Raw genomic sequence first — 16,301 nt, 5'->3', positions numbered from 1 at the left:
GCCGCCGTCCCACCCCATGACACTCGACGTCCACGATGCGGACGCTCCGGGATCCGTCCGACAGTGCGCGGGACGGACCCCGGAGCCGGGCTCGCGCCCTCAGTGACCGGTGGACCCGCCGTTGTCGCGGCGGTCGAGGGCTCGCTGCAGAGCTGCGGCGGCGGCCTGGCGCTCCGAATCGGCGGGGCGGGCGGTGTGACGGACGCGGCGGACCGTGGTCTGGGCCATGAGGGATCGACTCCTTGAGATCGCGTGGATTTCGGGATCGGGACTTCGCGCAACGGATGTCGAGATCGGGATTTCGAAGCGCCTGAAGGGGCGGGGAGCGGATGCCGCAGGGATTGCCTGCATCGGGCACGCTCACGCACACCGGTCGCTGGATCAGCGATTCGTTCGGCTCCTACAAAGCTAGGACAGCTCGAGCCATCTGTCTCCACAGTTACTCGGACTTCCTACTATCTGAGACGGCCGGACACCCGGACCTCTCCGGCCAGGTCTCAGAACTCGACGGTGAGCTGTGCCTCGATGTGCGCGCGCAGGACGCCGGCCATGTCCGTCGTGCAGTCGCTGAGCAGCCACTGCACCTGGAGCCCGTCCATCAGCGCGATCAGCTGGCTGCCCGCGGCGTCGGGGGCGATACCGGCTCGCAGGGCGCCGTCACGGCTCGCCTGCGCGTACGCGAGCCGGGCGCCCGCCACCGAGTTCTCGTAACGCCGCACGAAGTACCCGTGGGCCGGGTGGTCGGCGGCCGTCGCCTCGGTGGAGACCACCGAGAACAGCTCGACGATCCCGCGCCGTGCGGAGTTCAGCGCGGCCAGCTCGGCGAACCGCCGCAGCCGTGCGACACCCGTGGTGCCACCGAGCGAGAGCCACTCGCCGTCCACGTCGTCGCGGTGCTCCAGCACCGCGAGCAGCAGCGCCTCCTTGGTCGCGAAGTGGTGCAGCAGACCGGTGTGCGAGATGCCGCACCGCGTCGCGATCACCCGCAGCGACGCGCCCCGGTAGCCGGCCTCCCCGAACAGGGACATGGCCTGGTCGAGGATCTCGCGCCGCTTGGCACGGCCCTTCGCGTAGCCCCGCCGCACTTCGGCCGTCACTCGGCACTCTCCCGGTCCGCCGGTCCGCGTCCGGCCGGCACTTCGGTGCATCGGATACCCATGGAACTCCCTGCCGGAGCCGGCACCGGAGATCCGACCCCCGAAGATACTTACCAGGTGGTCGGTATTGACTCTATGGTGAAGGCGAACCGTGTCGCGAAAGGACCCTCCGTGTCCCCCTCCCTGCCCTACCTCGACCCCGCGCTCCCCGTCGCCGAGCGGGTCGACGACCTCCTCGGCCGGATGACCCTGGCCGAGAAGACCGGTCAGATGCTCCAGCTGAACGCCAAGGAGGGGGTACGCCACCTCGTCGAGGACCTGCACGTGGGTTCGGTCGTCCACGCCTCGCCCGAGCGCGTCCTGGAAGCGGCGGAGCTGACCGCTCGGACCCGGCTGCGCATCCCCCTGCTGGTGGCGGAGGACTGCATCCACGGCCACTCCTTCTGGGAGGGGGCCACGATCTACCCAACCCAGCTCGGTCTGGCCGCCACCTGGGACCCGGACCTCGTGGAGCGCGTCGCCAGGGCCACGGCCGTCGAGGTGTCGGCGACGGGTGTCCACTGGACCTTCTCGCCGGTGCTCTGCATCACCCGGGACCTGCGCTGGGGCCGGGTCAGCGAGACCTTCGGCGAGGACCCCTTCCTGATCGGGGAGCTGGCCTCGGCCATGGTCCGCGGCTACCAGGGCGACGGCCTGAGCGACCCGACGGCCGTCCTGGCGTGCGCCAAGCACTTCGCGGGCTACTCCGAGACCCAGGGCGGCCGTGACGCGAGCGAGGCCGACATCTCCCGGCGCAAGCTGCGCTCCTGGTTTCTCCCGCCGTTCGAGCGGGTCGCCCGCGAGGGCTGCCGTACGTTCATGCTCGGCTACCAGTCCATGGACGGGGTGCCGATCACCGTCAACGACTGGCTGCTGGGCGAGGTGCTGCGCGGTGAGTGGGGCTACACCGGCACGCTGGTCACCGACTGGGACAACGTCGGCCGCATGGTGTGGGAGCAGAGGATCTACGCCGACCACACCCAGGCCGCCGCGGCGGCGGTCCGGGCGGGCAACGACATGGTGATGACCACCCCGCAGTTCTTCGAGGGCGCGCAGAGCGCCGTCGCCCAGGGCACTCTGGACGAGGCGGAGATCGACGCGGCGGTGCGACGGATCCTGACCCTGAAGTTCGAGCTCGGACTCTTCGAGGACCCCCGCCACCCGGACCCCGCCCGCCAGACCGCTGTCATCGGCGGCAGCGGGCACACCGCCCTGAATCTGGAGGCCGCCCGCCGTTCGCTGGTCCTGCTCACCAACGACGGCACCCTGCCGCTGGCCGGCGGGTACGTGGCGGGCCGGGACGGACGCGCCGTCGCGGAAGCCGGCTCGGCCCCGCGCACGGTCGCCGTCATCGGGCCCAACGCGGACGACGCGCAGACCCAGCTGGGTGACTGGGCGGGTTCCTCCGGCCAGACGGACTGGATGCCGGACGGTCAGCCGCGAGCCATGATCCGCACCGTGCTCGACGGCTTCCGCGACCATGTGCCGGAGGGCTGGGACGTCACCTACGCGCGGGGCGCCGAGATCCTCTCCGTGGGCCCCGACCCGGAGGGCGCGTTCTTCCCGGACGGCCAGCCCCGCCCGGACGTCGTCGTCCCGGCGGAGCCCTCCGGGACCCTGATCGCCGAGGCCGTCGCCGCGGCCGAGGCCGCCGACCACGTCGTCGCCGTGGTGGGTGACCGTATCGAGCTGGTCGGCGAGGGGCGTTCGACGGCGACCCTGGAACTCGTCGGCGGGCAGGTCGCCCTGCTCGACGCGCTCGCCGCGACCGGCAAGCCGCTCGTCGTCGTGGTCATCAGCTCGAAGCCCCTGGTGCTCCCGCCCTCCGCCCTCGGCGCGGCGGCCGTCGTGTACGCCGCCAACCCGGGCATGCAGGGCGGCCGGGCGGTGGCCGAGGTGCTGCTGGGTCTCGTGGAGCCCTCGGGCCGGCTGCCCGTCTCCTTCGCCCGGCACGCGGGGCAGCAGCCGACGTACTACAACCAGATCCGCGGCCAGCACGGCTCGCGCTACGCCGACCTCACCCAGCGTCCCGCCTTCGTGTTCGGGGAGGGCCTGACGTACACGACCGTCGCCTACTCCGGCCTGGAGGTCCTCACGGCGAGTGTCGGGGAGAGCGACACACTGCGGGCGCGCGTCACCGTCCACAACACCGGAGCGCGGCCCGCCCTGGAGACCGTACAGGTGTACATCAGCGACACGGTGACGTCCGTGACCTGGGCCGACAAGGAGCTGAAGACCTACCGGCAGGTGTCCCTCGCCCCTGGTGAGGCGCGCGAGGTGGTGCTTGAGCTGCCGGTCTCCGAGTGCACCCTGGTGGACGCGGCGGGCCGCCGGGTCGTGGAGCCCGGCGCGTTCGAGCTGCTGGTGGGCCCGTCCTCGGCCGACGACGTCCTCCTGCGGGCGGGCTTCACCGTGAAGGGCTGACCCCACTCGACGCCCGTCCGGCGGTCCCGGCCGGAACGGGAACCGCCTCCCGGCCGGCGGGGGGAGCCGGTCGGGAGGCGGAGTGCGGGGCGGGGCGCCCGGCACGGGCGCCCCGGAGGGCGGTCAGCCCTGGTGGGGGTAGGTGTAGTCGGTCGGCGGGACCAGCGTCTCCTTGATGGCGCGGGTCAGCGTCCAGCGCTGCAGGTTCTGCGGGGCGCCCGCCTTGTCGTTGGTGCCCGAGCCACGGCCACCGCCGAAAGGCTGCTGGCCGACGACGGCGCCGGTCGACTTGTCGTTGATGTAGAAGTTGCCCGCCGCGTAGCGGAGCTTGTCCATCGTGTAGGCGGCAGCCGCGCGGTCGTTGGAGATGACCGCGCCGGTCAGCGCGTAGTCCGAGACCGACTCCATCTGCTCCAGCATGGCGTCGTACGTGTCGTCCTCGTAGACGTGGACGGCGAGGATCGGGCCGAAGTACTCGGTGGTGAACACCTCGTTGGCCGGGTCGTCACACACGATGACGGTCGGGCGGACGAAGTAGCCGACGGAGTCGTCGTAGGTGCCGCCCGCGACGATCGTGCAGGCCGGGTCGGCGGCGGCGCGGTCGATCGCGGCCTTGTTCTTCGCGAAGGAACGCGCGTCGATCACGGCGCCCATGAAGTTCGACAGGTCGGTGACGTCACCCATGGTGATGCCGTCGACCTCGGCCGCGAACTCCTCCTTGAACCCGGAGTTCCAGATGGAGGCGGGGATGTACGCGCGGGAGGACGCGGAGCACTTCTGGCCCTGGTACTCGAAGGAACCGCGGGTCAGCGCCGTCTTGAGGACGGCACGGTCGGCGCTCGGGTGGGCGACGACGAAGTCCTTGCCGCCGGTCTCGCCGACGAGCCGCGGGTAGGTGCGGTAGTTGGCGATGTTGTTGCCGACCGTCTTCCACAGGTGCTGGAAGGTGGGGGTCGATCCGGTGAAGTGGACACCGGCCAGGTCGCGGTGGTTCAGCGCCACCTCGGAGACGGCGATGCCGTCGCCGGTGACCAGGTTGATGACGCCCTTGGGCAGCCCGGCCTCCTCCAGGAGCTGCATCAGCAGCACGGCGGCGTGGGTCTGCGTCGGGGACGGCTTCCACACCACGACGTTGCCCATGAGGGCGGGCGCGGTGGGAAGGTTCGCCGCGATGGCCGAGAAGTTGAACGGCGTGATCGCGTAGACGAAGCCCTCGAGCGGGCGGTGGTCCATGCGGTTCCACACGCCGGGGGAGTTCGCCGGCGGCTGCTCCGCCAGGATCTGGCGCGCGTAGTGCACGTTGAAGCGCCAGAAGTCGACGAGCTCGCAGGGGCAGTCGATCTCGGCCTGCTGGGCGGTCTTGCCCTGGCCGAGCATCGTGGAGGCGGCCAGCGTCTCGCGCCAGGGGCCGGACAGGAGCTCGGCGGCGCGCAGGATGATGGCCGCGCGGTCGTCGAAGGACATCGCGCGCCAGGCCGGGGCGGCGGCGAGAGCCGCGTCGACCGCGTCCTGGGCGTCCTGCTCGGTGGCAGCGGCGAAGGTGCCGATCACGGACTTGTGGTTGTGGGGCTGCACGACGTCGACGCGCTCGCCACCGCCCATGCGCTTCTCGCCACCGATGGTCATCGGCAGGTCGATGGGGTTCTCGCTGAGCTCCTTGAGCTTCGCCTCCAGACGGGCTCGCTCGGCGGTGCCGGGGGCGTAGGAGTGGACCGGCTCGTTGACCGGCGCGGGGACCTGGGTGACAGCGTCCATGAGTGCCTTGTCTCCTTGGTTGAGGTGGGTGGTCGGCCGGGCAGGTCAGCCCTGGTTCAGCCCTTGGTTCAGCCCGCTGGTTCAGCCCTTGGTGAGCACGGAGCGGCCGAAGAACAACAGGTTGGCCGGCTTCTCCGCGAGGCGGCGCATGAAGTATCCGTACCAGTCGGTGCCGTACGCCGTGTAGACGCGCATCCGGTGGCCCTCGGCCGCGAGCCGGACGTGCTCCTCGCTGCGGATGCCGTACAGCATCTGGAACTCGTACTCATCCAGTTTGCGCCCGGCCTGGCGTGCGAGCTCCTGGCCGATGGCGATGAGACGCGGATCGTGGGAGCCGATCATCGGGTAGCCCTCGCCCCGCATCAGCGTCCTCAGGATGCGGACGTACGCCTTGTCGATCTCCGGCTTGTTCTGGTACGCGACGGAGGCGGGCTCCTTGTAGGCGCCCTTCACCAGGCGGACCCGGCTGCCCGCGGCGGCGAGGCGGCGGGCGTCGGCCTCCGTGCGGAACAGGTAGGACTGGATCACGCAGCCGGTCTGCGGGAAGTCCTTCCGCAGCTCCTCGTGGATGGCGAACATCGAGTCGAGGGTGGTGTGGTCCTCGGCGTCCAGCGTGACCGTGGTGCCGATCGCGGCGGCGGCCTCGACGACGGGGCGGACGTTGGAGAGGGCGAGCTCGTGTCCTCCCTCCAGCGCCTGGCCGAACATCGACAGCTTGACGGACATCTCCGCGCGCTCCCCGAGCCCCAGCTCCTCGAGGCGGCCGACCAGCTCCAGGTAGGCGTCGCGCGCCGCGGCGGCCTGCTCCGGAGTGGTGATGTCCTCGCCCACGACGTCCAGGGTGACCTCGAGCCCCTTGGCGGCCGCGTCCTGGATGACGGGGACGACCTGGTCGACGCTCTCGCCGGCGATGAAGCGGTCGACGACCTGCTTGGTGCCCGGCGCGGCCGAGACGAAACGACGCATTCTGTCGCTGCGGGACGCGGCGAGAATGACGGGACCCAGCACGGGGCACCTCCACGGAGTACGAACGAGGCCGGACCGGTACACAGGTGAACAGACCGGGACGGCACGGAGAACCACTGTGAAATCTAGGGATCCCGGCCGGCTCGTGCCATCGACAGCTGTCACGCGTCCGTGCACTGGATCTCAGACATATGTCTGAAGGGGTGCGAGAATGGCGGAGTGAAGGGCGATTACCAGGAGCTGGTCGACGAGATCTCCACGCTGCTCGGCGCACCCGCGACCCTGGAGGACCGCGACTTCGGGCTGGTCGCCTTCGGGGCACACGACAGTGACGACGACACCGCCATGGACCCCGTCCGTACGCGTTCGATCCTCACCCGGCGCTCCACCCCGGCGGTCCGCGCGTGGTTCGAGGGCTTCGGCATCACCCGCGCCACCGGGCCGGTCCGCATCCCGGCCGCCCCGGAGGCCGGCGTCTTCCGAGGCCGCGTCTGCCTTCCGGTACGCCATCGGGGTGTCGTTCTCGGCTATGTGTGGCTGCTGGACGCCGACCCGGGACCGACGGACGAGCAGCTGACCGCGGCGATGGACGTGGCGTCCCGGATCGGCGCCCTGCTCGCCGACGAGGAGCGGGCGGGGACGGACCTGTCGCGGGAGTTCGGCGCGGTGCTCGTCGCCGGGCGCGGCTGGCAGCGGGACATGGCGGTGGCCGCCCTGCACGACGCCCTGGGAGCCGACGCGGAGGGGCTGCACACCGTGGTCTGCGTGCTCCCGTGGCCGGGCGGGATCCCGTCCGTGCGTACGGTGCCGTCGGCGGCGGCCCTCGCCACGGTTCCCGGCGCGGGCGCCCAGGCCCTGGCCGCCCTGGTCCGGCTGCGCTCCCCCGAGGCCCTCGACCCGGCGGCGACCGCGGCCAAACGGCTGCGCAGCGCCGCCGGGACGGCCGCGACCGGAGGTCTCGCCACCGCCCGCCGGGGCCTGGCCGGGCTGGCCGAGTCCTGGCACGAGGCGCTGTCCGCCGCCCGCGCCGCCTCGGCGGAATCCCGCTTCGGCCCGGTCGCCGACTGGTCGGCCATCGGCCCGTACCGGCTCCTGACGGCGCTTCCCCCGGCCCCCGAGACGGCGCCCGACCAGGCCGTCCGCCCCTTGCTGGCCCCGCCCCACGCCGAACTGGCCCGCACAGCCGAGATGTTCCTCGACCGCGCCGGCCAGGCGAGCCGGACCGCCACCGAGCTGGGCATCCACCGTCAGACGCTCTACTACCGACTCGCCCGGGTCCAGCAGCTCACCGGCCTCGACCTGAACGACGGCGAGGACCGGCTGCTGCTGCACATGGCGCTGAAACGGGCCAGGCTCTGAGCCGGCCGGGCCCCCCGGCGCCGTGAGGAGCCGGCAGACGCCGGCTGAGGTCCTGGGCGCGGGAACCCCGGCACCACGCACGACCGCGCCCGGCCGACGGATCGGAATCCGTCGGCCGGGCGCGGTCGTCGTACGGGCGGGGATCAGTCCGTGAGGTTGACCGAACGCGCCGAGGCGGCGCCGATCTCCTCGGCGATCTCCGTGAGCACCGACTGCGGGATGGTGTCGTCGACGGTCAGTACGACCAGCGCCTCGCCGCCGGCGTCCTTCCGCGAGACCTGCATGCCGGCGATGTTCAGACCGGCCTCTCCGAGGATCTTGCCGACCGCGCCGACGACGCCGGGACGGTCCTCGTACCGCAGGACGACCATGTGGTCGGCGAGCGCCAGGTCGACGTCGTGCTCGCCGATCGCGACGATCTTCTGGAGGTGCTTGGGGCCGGCCAGCGTGCCGGAGACCGCGACCTCCTCGCCGTTGGCCAGCGTGCCGCGGACGGTCACCACGTTGCGGTGGTCCGGCGACTCGGAGCTGGTGGTGAGGCGGACCTCGACACCGCGTTCCTGCGCGAAGAGCGGGGCGTTGACGTAGCTGACGGTCTCGTCGACGACGTCCTCGAAGACGCCCTTGAGCGCGGAGAGTTCGAGCACCTTCACGTCGTGCTGGGTGATCTCGCCGTAGACCTCGACGTCGAGACGGGCCGCGACCTCGCCCGCGAGGGCGGTGAAGATCCGGCCGAGCTTCTCGGCGAGCGGCAGGCCGGGGCGGACGTCCTCGGCGATGACGCCGCCCTGGACGTTGACCGCGTCGGGAACGAGCTCACCGGCGAGTGCGAGGCGGACGGACTTGGCGACCGCGATGCCGGCCTTCTCCTGCGCCTCGTCGGTGGAGGCACCGAGGTGCGGGGTGCAGACGACCTGGTCGAACTGGAACAGCGGGGAGTCCGTGCAGGGCTCCTTCGTGTACACGTCCAGCCCGGCGCCGGCGACCCGTCCCTCCTTGAGAGCGGAGGCCAGCGCGTCCTCGTCGACGATGCCACCGCGCGCGGCGTTGACGATGCGCACCGAGGGCTTCACCTTGTGCAGCGCGTCGTCGCCGATCAGGCCGAGCGTCTCGGGGGTCTTGGGCAGGTGCACCGTGATGAAGTCGGAGACCTCGAGCAGCTCGTCCAGCGTGAGGAGCTTGACGCCCATCTGGGCGGCGCGCGCGGGCTGCACGTAGGGGTCGTACGCGACGATCTTCATGCCGAAGGCCGACATGCGCTGGGCGACCAGCACGCCGATCCGGCCGAGGCCGACGACGCCGAGGGTCTTCTCGCTGAGCTCGACACCCGTGTACTTGGAGCGCTTCCACTCGCCGTTCTTCAGGGCGGTGTTGGCCTGGGGGATGTTGCGCGCGGTGGCGACGAGCAGGCCGCAGGCGAGCTCGGCGGCGGTGACGATGTTGGACGTCGGCGCGTTGACGACCATCACGCCGGCCTTGGTGGCCGAGGAGACGTCGACGTTGTCCAGACCCACGCCCGCGCGGGCGACGACCTTGAGCTGCTTGGCCGCAGCGATGGCCTCGGCGTCGACCTTGGTGGCGGAGCGCACCAGGATCGCGTCGACGTCGGCGATCGCGGGGAGGAGTTCGGCGCGGTCCGCGCCGTTGCAGTGCCGGATCTCGAAATCCGGACCCAGGGCGTCAACCGTGGCGGGCGACAGCTCTTCGGCGATGAGTACGACAGGTTTCGAGCTCACGTGTGTCCTCACAAGTCCAGTGCGGACGGCCGTCCCGACGGCCGCAGGCGGTGGAGGGGCTAGCCGCGTGGAAGACGCACGACACTGTGGGCCCTGACGCGTGTATGTGTTGTTGAGAGTGTAGTCATGCGGCCGAGCACACGGTGTGCCCCGGTGGAAGGATCACCCGCACGGGGTGGACGGCGTGTACAGACGTACGGCGCCGCCTCCTTGCCGCCTTCCTCGTCCCGCAGTGACACGGGGTGTGAGGCCGGCCGTGTGCCGGGGGCGGGCCCGTGCGGGCCCGCCCCCGGCGAGAACTCAGGCTTCCTCGTTGTCGACCCAGCTCATGAGCTTGCGGAGCTCCGCGCCGGTGGTCTCCAGCAGGGACTCGCTGTCGGCCTTCTTGTACTCGTTGTACTTGGGCAGGCCGTTGTGGTACTCGGCCATCCAGTTCTTGGCGAAGGTGCCGTCCTGGATCTCCGCGAGGACCTTCTTCATCTCGGCCTTGGTGGCGTCCGTGATGATGCGCGGGCCGGTGACGTAGTCGCCCCACTCGGCGGTCTCCGAGATGGACCAGCGCATCTTCTCCAGGCCGCCCTCGTACATGAGGTCGACGATGAGCTTCAGCTCGTGGAGGCACTCGAAGTACGCGATCTCCGGCTGGTAGCCGGCCTCGGTCAGGGTCTCGAAACCGGCCTTGACCAGAGCGGCGGTACCACCGCAGAGGACGGCCTGCTCGCCGAACAGGTCGGTCTCGGTCTCCTCGGTGAAGGTCGTCTTGATGACGCCGGCGCGCGTGCCGCCGATGCCCTTCGCGTAGCTGAGGGCGAGCTCCAGGCCCTTGCCCGTCGCGTCCTGCTCGACGGCCACGATGCACGGGACACCGCGGCCTTCCTCGTACTGGCGGCGGACCAGGTGGCCCGGGCCCTTCGGGGCGACCATGCAGACGTCGACGTTGGCCGGCGGCTTGATGAAGTCGAAGCGGATGTTCAGGCCGTGGCCGAAGAACAGCGCGTCGCCGTCCTTGAGGTTGTCCTTGACGGACTCCTCGTAGACCTTGGCCTGGATCGGGTCCGGGACGAGGATCATGATGACGTCGGCCTCGGCCGCGGCCTCGGACGGGGTCACCACGCGCAGGCCCTGCTCCTCGGCCTTGGCCTTGGACTTCGAACCCTCGTGCAGACCGACGCGGACGTCGACACCCGAGTCCCGCAGCGACAGCGCGTGGGCGTGTCCCTGGCTGCCGTAACCAAGGACCGCGACCTTACGGCCCTGGATGATGGACAGGTCGGCATCGTCGTCGTAGAACAGCTCGGCCACTGGGTCTTCTCCTTGGTGTGCAGGTGTTGCGTCCCACCGTACGGCGGGGTGCGTGGGGTACGTTGCCGGGTCTCGCCATGCGAGCGGCGAGATGGCCGGAAGGGGTTACGCCGTACGGTCGAGTGCGCGCAGGGAACGGTCGGTGATCGAGCGCGCGCCGCGCCCTATGGCGATGGTGCCGGACTGGACGAGCTCCTTGATGCCGAACTGCTCGAGCATCTTGAGCATGGCCTCCAGCTTCTCGGCGCCCCCCGTCGCCTCGATCGTGACGGCCTCCGGGGAGACGTCCACGGTCTTGGCGCGGAACAGCTGGACGATCTCGACGATCTGGGAGCGGGTCTCGTTGTCGGCGCGGACCTTCACCAGGACGAGCTCCCGCTGGATCGCTGCGGCGGGCTCGAGTTCGACGATCTTCAGGACGTTGACCAGCTTGTTGAGCTGCTTGGTCACCTGCTCCAGGGGCAGGCCCGCGACGTTCACGACAATGGTGATGCGTGAGATGTCGGGATGTTCGGTGGTACCGACCGCGAGCGAGTCGATGTTGAAGCCGCGCCGGGAGAACAGGGCCGTGATCCGGGCGAGGACACCCGGCTTGTTCTCGACCAGGACGGAGAGCGTGTGCTTACTGGACATTGGAGTCGGTCTCTCTCTGTCTCTCAGTCGTCTTCGTTGTCGCCGAAGTCGGGGCGGACACCGCGCGCCGCCATGACCTCGTCGTTGGAGGTGCCGGCGGCGACCATCGGCCACACCATGGCGTCCTCGTGGACGATGAAGTCGATGACGACCGGGCGGTCGTTGATCGCGTTGGCCTCGGCGATGACCTTGTCCAGGTCGGCCGGGTCCTCGCAGCGGATCGCGTGGCAGCCCATGGCTTCGGACAGCTTGACGAAGTCCGGCACGCGCGTGCCCCTGGCGGCGTTGCCGTCGGCGTCCGGGCCGGAGTGCAGCACGGTGTTGGAGTAGCGCTGGTTGTAGAACAGGGTCTGCCACTGGCGGACCATCCCGAGTGCGCCGTTGTTGATGATCGCGACCTTGATCGGGATGTTGTTGAGCGCGCAGGTGGTGAGTTCCTGGTTGGTCATCTGGAAGCAGCCGTCGCCGTCGATCGCCCAGACGGCGCGGTCGGGCATGCCCGCCTTGGCGCCCATCGCGGCCGGGACGGCGTACCCCATGGTTCCGGCGCCGCCGGAGTTCAGCCAGGTGGCGGGCTGCTCGTACTGGATGAAGTGCGAGGCCCACATCTGGTGCTGGCCGACGCCCGCCGCGAAGATCGTGCCCTGGGGGGCGAGTTCACCGATGCGCTGGATGACCTGCTGCGGCGAGAGGCTGCCGTCCTCCGGCAGGTCGTAACCGACCGGGTAGGTCTCGCGCCAGCGGTTGAGGTCCTTCCACCAGGCGCCGTAGTCACCGGTGTTGCCCTCGGTGTGCTCGGCCTGGACCGCCTGGACCAGGTCGGCGATGACCTCGCGGGCGTCACCGACGATCGGGACGTCGGCCGCGCGGTTCTTGCCGATCTCGGCCGGGTCGATGTCCGCGTGGACGATCTTGGCGTACGGCGCGAAGCTGTCCAGCTTGCCGGTGACACGGTCGTCGAACCTGGCCCCGAGCGCGACGATCAGGTCGGCCTTCTGCAGCGCGGTGACGGCGGTGACCGAGCCGTGCATGCCGGGCATCCCCACGTGCAGCGGGTGGCTGTCGGGGAAGGAGCCGAGCGCCATCAGCGTGGTGGTGACGGGCGCTCCGGTGAGCTCTGCCAGGACCTTCAGCTCGGCGGTGGCGCCGGCCTTCATGACGCCGCCGCCGACGTAGAGCACGGGCCGCTTGGCCTGTGTGATGAGCTTGGCGGCCTCGCGGATCTGCTTGGCGTGCGGCTTGGTGACCGGGCGGTAGCCGGGCAGGTCCATCGTCGGCGGCCAGCTGAAGACCGTCTTCGCCTGCAGCGCGTCCTTGGCGATGTCGACGAGGACCGGTCCCGGGCGGCCGGTGGAGGCGATGTGGAAGGCCTCGGCGACCGTGTGCGCGATGTCCTCGGCGCGGGTCACCAGGAAGTTGTGCTTCGTGATGGGCATCGTGATGCCGCAGATGTCGGCTTCCTGGAAGGCGTCCGTGCCGATGGCGGCGGACGCGACCTGGCCGGTGATCGCGACCAGCGGCACGGAGTCCATGGCCGCGTCGGCGATCGGCGTCACCAGGTTGGTGGCACCGGGACCCGAGGTGACCATGCACACGCCGACCTTGCCGGTCGCCTGTGCGTAGCCGGTGGCCGCGTGACCCGCACCCTGCTCGTGGCGGACGAGGATGTGACGGACCCGGGTGGAGTCCATCAGGGGGTCGTACGCCGGCAGGATGCAACCGCCGGGGAGGCCGAATACCGTGTCGGCGCCGACTTCCTCGAGAGAACGGATGAGGGACTGCGCGCCCGTGAGGTGCTCAACGGAGGCGGAGGACGGTCCGCCGTTACGGGCCCGCGGCTGCGGGTGCTGGGCCCCGGTGGCCTGCTCGGTCATCGGCATTCTCTTCTCGAAGCTGAGGGTTTATGCGGTGTTTTTGCGGGGTTTTGAGAGGTCCCGGTGCAACAAAAAACCCCTCGTGCCGTGAGGCAAGCGAGGGGAGCGCGCCGGTGCGGTCTGCAAGGTGTCCATGAGTGACCCTGCTTCAGCCGACGCGCTTTCCAAGTACGAGAATTCGGGTGCGCATGGCATTGACCCTCTCTCCGGCACACACGCGGTGTCAAGTGGGTGGGACGGACGTCTCATCATGTGAGCAGCCCTGGGGCGGGATCACACCCCCCGCGAGCACCGGCTGAGCGGCCGTGCCCCTGCCCGGTACGGGGTACGTCCCCCGGACGAGGGTGCGCCGCAGCCGGTACTCGTCCAGGGGGCCGGCGAAGGCCATCCCCTGGCCGTGCGTGCATCCCATGGCGCGTAGCGCCCGTACCTGCTCGGGCACGTCGACGCCGTCGGCCACGGACTGCATACCGAGATCTCCCGCGATGCGGAGCAGACCGCTGGTGATCTTGTGCAGTCTCGCCGACTCGACGACCCCCTCCACCAGGCACCTGTCCAGCTTCAGTACGTCGATGGGGAGCCTGCGCAGGGCGTTGACGGCGGCGTACCCGCTGCCGAAGCCGTCGAGGGCGATCCTGACGCCGAGCCGGCGCAGCGCGACCAGCCGTTGTTCCAGCTCGTCGAAGGAGATCCGCGGGTCGCTGTCGGCCACTTCGATCATCAGGGCGCCGGACGGCAGCCCGTGCCGGGTCAGGAGCGCCTCGACGGACTTCGGGGGCAGGGCCCGGTCCAGGAGCCGGGCGGCGGAGACCCGGACGGAGACGGGGACGGGATGTCCGGCCCTGGACCGTTCGGCGGCCTGCGCGACCGCCTCCTCCAGCATCCAGGTGCCCAGCTCGGCGGCACGGTCGCTGTCCTCGGAGACACGGAGGAACTCGGCGGGGGTGAAGAGGATGCCCTGGGCGGAGCGCCAGCGGGCCTGGGCGGCGACGGCCGCCACCGAGCCGCTGGCCAGGTGGACGACGGGCTGGTGGAGCAGGGCGAACTCACCGTCGCGCAGAGCCGTGCGCAGCCGTGTCGCGAGCTCCGAGCGACGTACGACGTCGGCCTGCATCTGAGGGGCGTACAGCTCGACCCGGTCCTTGCCGCCCGCCTTCGCCCGGTACATGGCGAGGTCGGCGTTGCGCATGAGGTCCTTGGGCGTGATGGAGGGCTCGGCGAAGGCGACTCCGATGGAGGCCGCCACCCGGACCTCCCCGGTGCCGATCCGGTACGGCTGGGAGAGTCTGAGCCGCAGCCGGTCGGCGATCTCGTGGACCTGGTCCTCCCGGGCGGCCTGGTCGCGTGTGCCGTCGCCGACGATGAGCGCGGCGAACTCGTCGCCGCCGAGTCGCGCCGCGGTGTCCGTGGCGCGTACGGACTCCTGGAGGCGTCGTGCCGCCTGGACGAGGAGCTCGTCGCCCGCCTGGTGTCCGATGGAGTCGTTGACCGCCTTGAAGCCGTCCAGATCGATGAAGAGCACGGCGGTGCCCGGATCGCCGGCCCGCCGGCCGCCGAGCGCCTGGCCGACCCGGGTGGTGAAGAGGGCGCGGTTGGGCAGGTCGGTGAGCGGGTCGTGCTCGGCGTTGTGCTGGAGCTGCGCCTGGAGCCTCACCCGCTCGGTCACGTCCCGGCTGTTGAGGAGCAGTCCTCCCTGGTGACGGTTGACGGTGGACTCGACGTGCAGCCAGTCACCCGTGCCCGACCTGAAGCGGCACTCGATGCGGGTGGTCGGCTCGTCGCGGGACGGTGCGGCGAGGAAGCGCCGCAGTTCGTGGACGACTCCCCCGAGGTCGTCGGGATGGATGATCGACGAGAGCGCCGCACCCTCGAGGTCCTCGGCGTCGCGCCGGTACACCCCGGCCGCCGCGGGGCTCACGTAGCGGAGGACGCCACTGGGCTCGGCGATCATGATGACATCGCTGGATCCCTGCACCAGGGAGCGGAAGTGGTTCTCCTTCTGGGCCAGTTCCTGGGTGAGCGCGATGTTGTCGAGGAGCATGATGGCCTGCCGCAGGACCAGCGCGAGCACGACCGTGCAGCCGGTGAGGACCACGACGCGGTCGACCCTGCGGCCCTCCACGACGTTGTACAGGATGCTGAGGGTGCAGACCGCGGCGGCCAGATAGGGCGTGAGCGCGGCGAGGGACCCGGCGATGGGGCGGCTCACGGCACGCGGGTCGGGGCCCGGGCTCTCGACACCGTTGTCCTGGCTGCGGCGTGCCCCCCAGGGGGCGTACGCGAGGAGCAGGGAACCGGCGAACCAGCCCGCGTCCAGCAGTTGGCCGGAGTGGTAGGACGAGCGGAGCAGCGGGGCCGTGAACAGGGCGTCGCACAGCACGGTCAGGGCGAGTCCGGCGATGGCGGTGTGCACTGCGGAGCGATTGGCGCTGACCCGCCGGAAGTGCAGTGCGAGGACCATGGAGACCAGCACGATGTCGAGCAGCGGGTAGGCCAGCGAGAGCGCGGCCCGGGCGACGCTCTCGCCGGCGGCGTTGGCGGCGTGCGCCGTATGGGCCAGGGCGAGGCTCCAGGAGAGCGTCAGCAGGGACCCCCCGATGAGCCACGCGTCCAGCACCAGGCACACCCAGCCGGCCCGCGTGACGGGCCGTTTGGCCAGGACGAGCAGACCCACGATGGCGGGTGGCGCGAAGCAGAGGAAGAAGAGGTCAGCCAGGGAGGGGGTGGGCACCGAGCGGCCCAGCACCACCTCGTACCACCCCCAGACCGCGTTGCCTCCGGCGGCCATGGCCGAGGAGAGCGAGAAGAGGAGCCAGGCGGGACGGAACCGGCTGCCGCTGGTGCGGGCGTAGAGGAAGCACGACACCGCGGCGATCAGGGCGGCGATACTGAGGCCGAAGTCACCCATGAACGTGGCGACTCCGGGAGATCCCCAGCCGAAGGCGGCGCCCACCGCGTAGCCGGCGCACACGGCGGCGAGGACGAGCTGGGAGCGCGGCCCCAGGGTCCGCCCGGAGGCGGGCCTCCGGGAGAGCAGGGCCCCGAGTGCGCTCACCGGAGAGCCTCGCGGACAGGGCCGGGCGCCCTCGCTGCCGCCGACCTGTCGTGTACGCCCT

11 protein-coding genes are annotated in these 16,301 nt (G+C 70.7%); 2 read left to right on the top strand and 9 right to left on the bottom strand.

Features of this window, described 5'->3' with window-relative positions; genetic code table 11:
- Positions 1-99: 99 nt before the first annotated feature.
- Both ACHFIV_RS05990 and ACHFIV_RS05985 read right to left on the bottom strand, forming a co-directional pair.
- On the bottom strand, positions 100-228 hold the full coding sequence (locus ACHFIV_RS05990; protein ID WP_398964431.1) for a hypothetical protein: 129 nt from the start codon (positions 226-228) through the stop codon (positions 100-102).
- A gap of 269 nt (positions 229-497) precedes the next feature.
- The gene (locus tag ACHFIV_RS05985; protein ID WP_398964429.1) at positions 498-1,097 is read right to left on the bottom strand and encodes a TetR/AcrR family transcriptional regulator; all 600 of its coding nucleotides are present in this window, start codon (positions 1,095-1,097) and stop codon (positions 498-500) included.
- Positions 1,098-1,268: 171 nt separating this feature from the next.
- On the opposite strand from ACHFIV_RS05985, the gene ACHFIV_RS05980 reads away from it, so the two are divergent.
- Positions 1,269-3,560 carry an exo-beta-d-1,3/1,6-glucosidase gene (locus ACHFIV_RS05980; protein ID WP_398964427.1) on the top strand — a complete coding sequence of 764 codons (2,292 nt, stop codon included), beginning with the start codon at positions 1,269-1,271 and terminating at the stop codon, positions 3,558-3,560.
- Positions 3,561-3,683: 123 nt separating this feature from the next.
- Here ACHFIV_RS05980 and pruA read toward each other — a convergent pair whose 3' ends face one another.
- Entirely contained in the window at positions 3,684-5,315 is a 1,632-nt protein-coding gene (gene pruA, locus ACHFIV_RS05975; protein WP_398964426.1) for an L-glutamate gamma-semialdehyde dehydrogenase, read from the bottom strand.
- Positions 5,316-5,396: 81 nt separating this feature from the next.
- Positions 5,397-6,323, bottom strand: coding sequence for a proline dehydrogenase family protein (locus tag ACHFIV_RS05970; RefSeq protein ID WP_398964425.1), 927 nt, complete (start codon positions 6,321-6,323; stop codon positions 5,397-5,399).
- A gap of 177 nt (positions 6,324-6,500) precedes the next feature.
- Between ACHFIV_RS05970 and ACHFIV_RS05965 the strand changes: the two genes are divergently transcribed.
- Positions 6,501-7,640, top strand: a complete 1,140-nt coding sequence (locus ACHFIV_RS05965; RefSeq protein ID WP_398964423.1) for a PucR family transcriptional regulator — start codon at positions 6,501-6,503, stop codon at positions 7,638-7,640.
- A 143-nt stretch (positions 7,641-7,783) separates the two neighbouring features.
- Here the strand turns inward: ACHFIV_RS05965 and serA are convergent, their stop codons facing one another.
- The 5 genes from serA to ACHFIV_RS05940 form a co-directional block, all read right to left on the bottom strand.
- The gene (gene serA / locus ACHFIV_RS05960; RefSeq protein ID WP_398964421.1) at positions 7,784-9,376 is read right to left on the bottom strand and encodes a phosphoglycerate dehydrogenase; all 1,593 of its coding nucleotides are present in this window, start codon (positions 9,374-9,376) and stop codon (positions 7,784-7,786) included.
- 300 nt (positions 9,377-9,676) lie between these two features.
- Positions 9,677-10,678, bottom strand: a complete 1,002-nt coding sequence (gene ilvC, locus ACHFIV_RS05955) for a ketol-acid reductoisomerase (protein WP_398964419.1) — start codon at positions 10,676-10,678, stop codon at positions 9,677-9,679.
- Positions 10,679-10,783: 105 nt separating this feature from the next.
- Positions 10,784-11,311, bottom strand: coding sequence for an acetolactate synthase small subunit (gene ilvN, locus ACHFIV_RS05950; protein WP_398964418.1), 528 nt, complete (start codon positions 11,309-11,311; stop codon positions 10,784-10,786).
- Positions 11,312-11,334: 23 nt separating this feature from the next.
- The gene (locus ACHFIV_RS05945) at positions 11,335-13,191 is read right to left on the bottom strand and encodes an acetolactate synthase large subunit (protein WP_398964415.1); all 1,857 of its coding nucleotides are present in this window, start codon (positions 13,189-13,191) and stop codon (positions 11,335-11,337) included.
- 217 nt (positions 13,192-13,408) lie between these two features.
- On the bottom strand, positions 13,409-16,240 hold the full coding sequence (locus tag ACHFIV_RS05940) for a putative bifunctional diguanylate cyclase/phosphodiesterase (protein WP_398964413.1): 2,832 nt from the start codon (positions 16,238-16,240) through the stop codon (positions 13,409-13,411).
- Positions 16,241-16,301 lie beyond the last annotated feature (61 nt).

The sequence above is a fragment of the Streptomyces sp. ALB3 genome (assembly GCF_044385685.1).
GTDB lineage: Bacteria > Actinomycetota > Actinomycetes > Streptomycetales > Streptomycetaceae > Streptomyces.
This window is presented reverse-complemented; position numbering and strand designations above follow the sequence as displayed.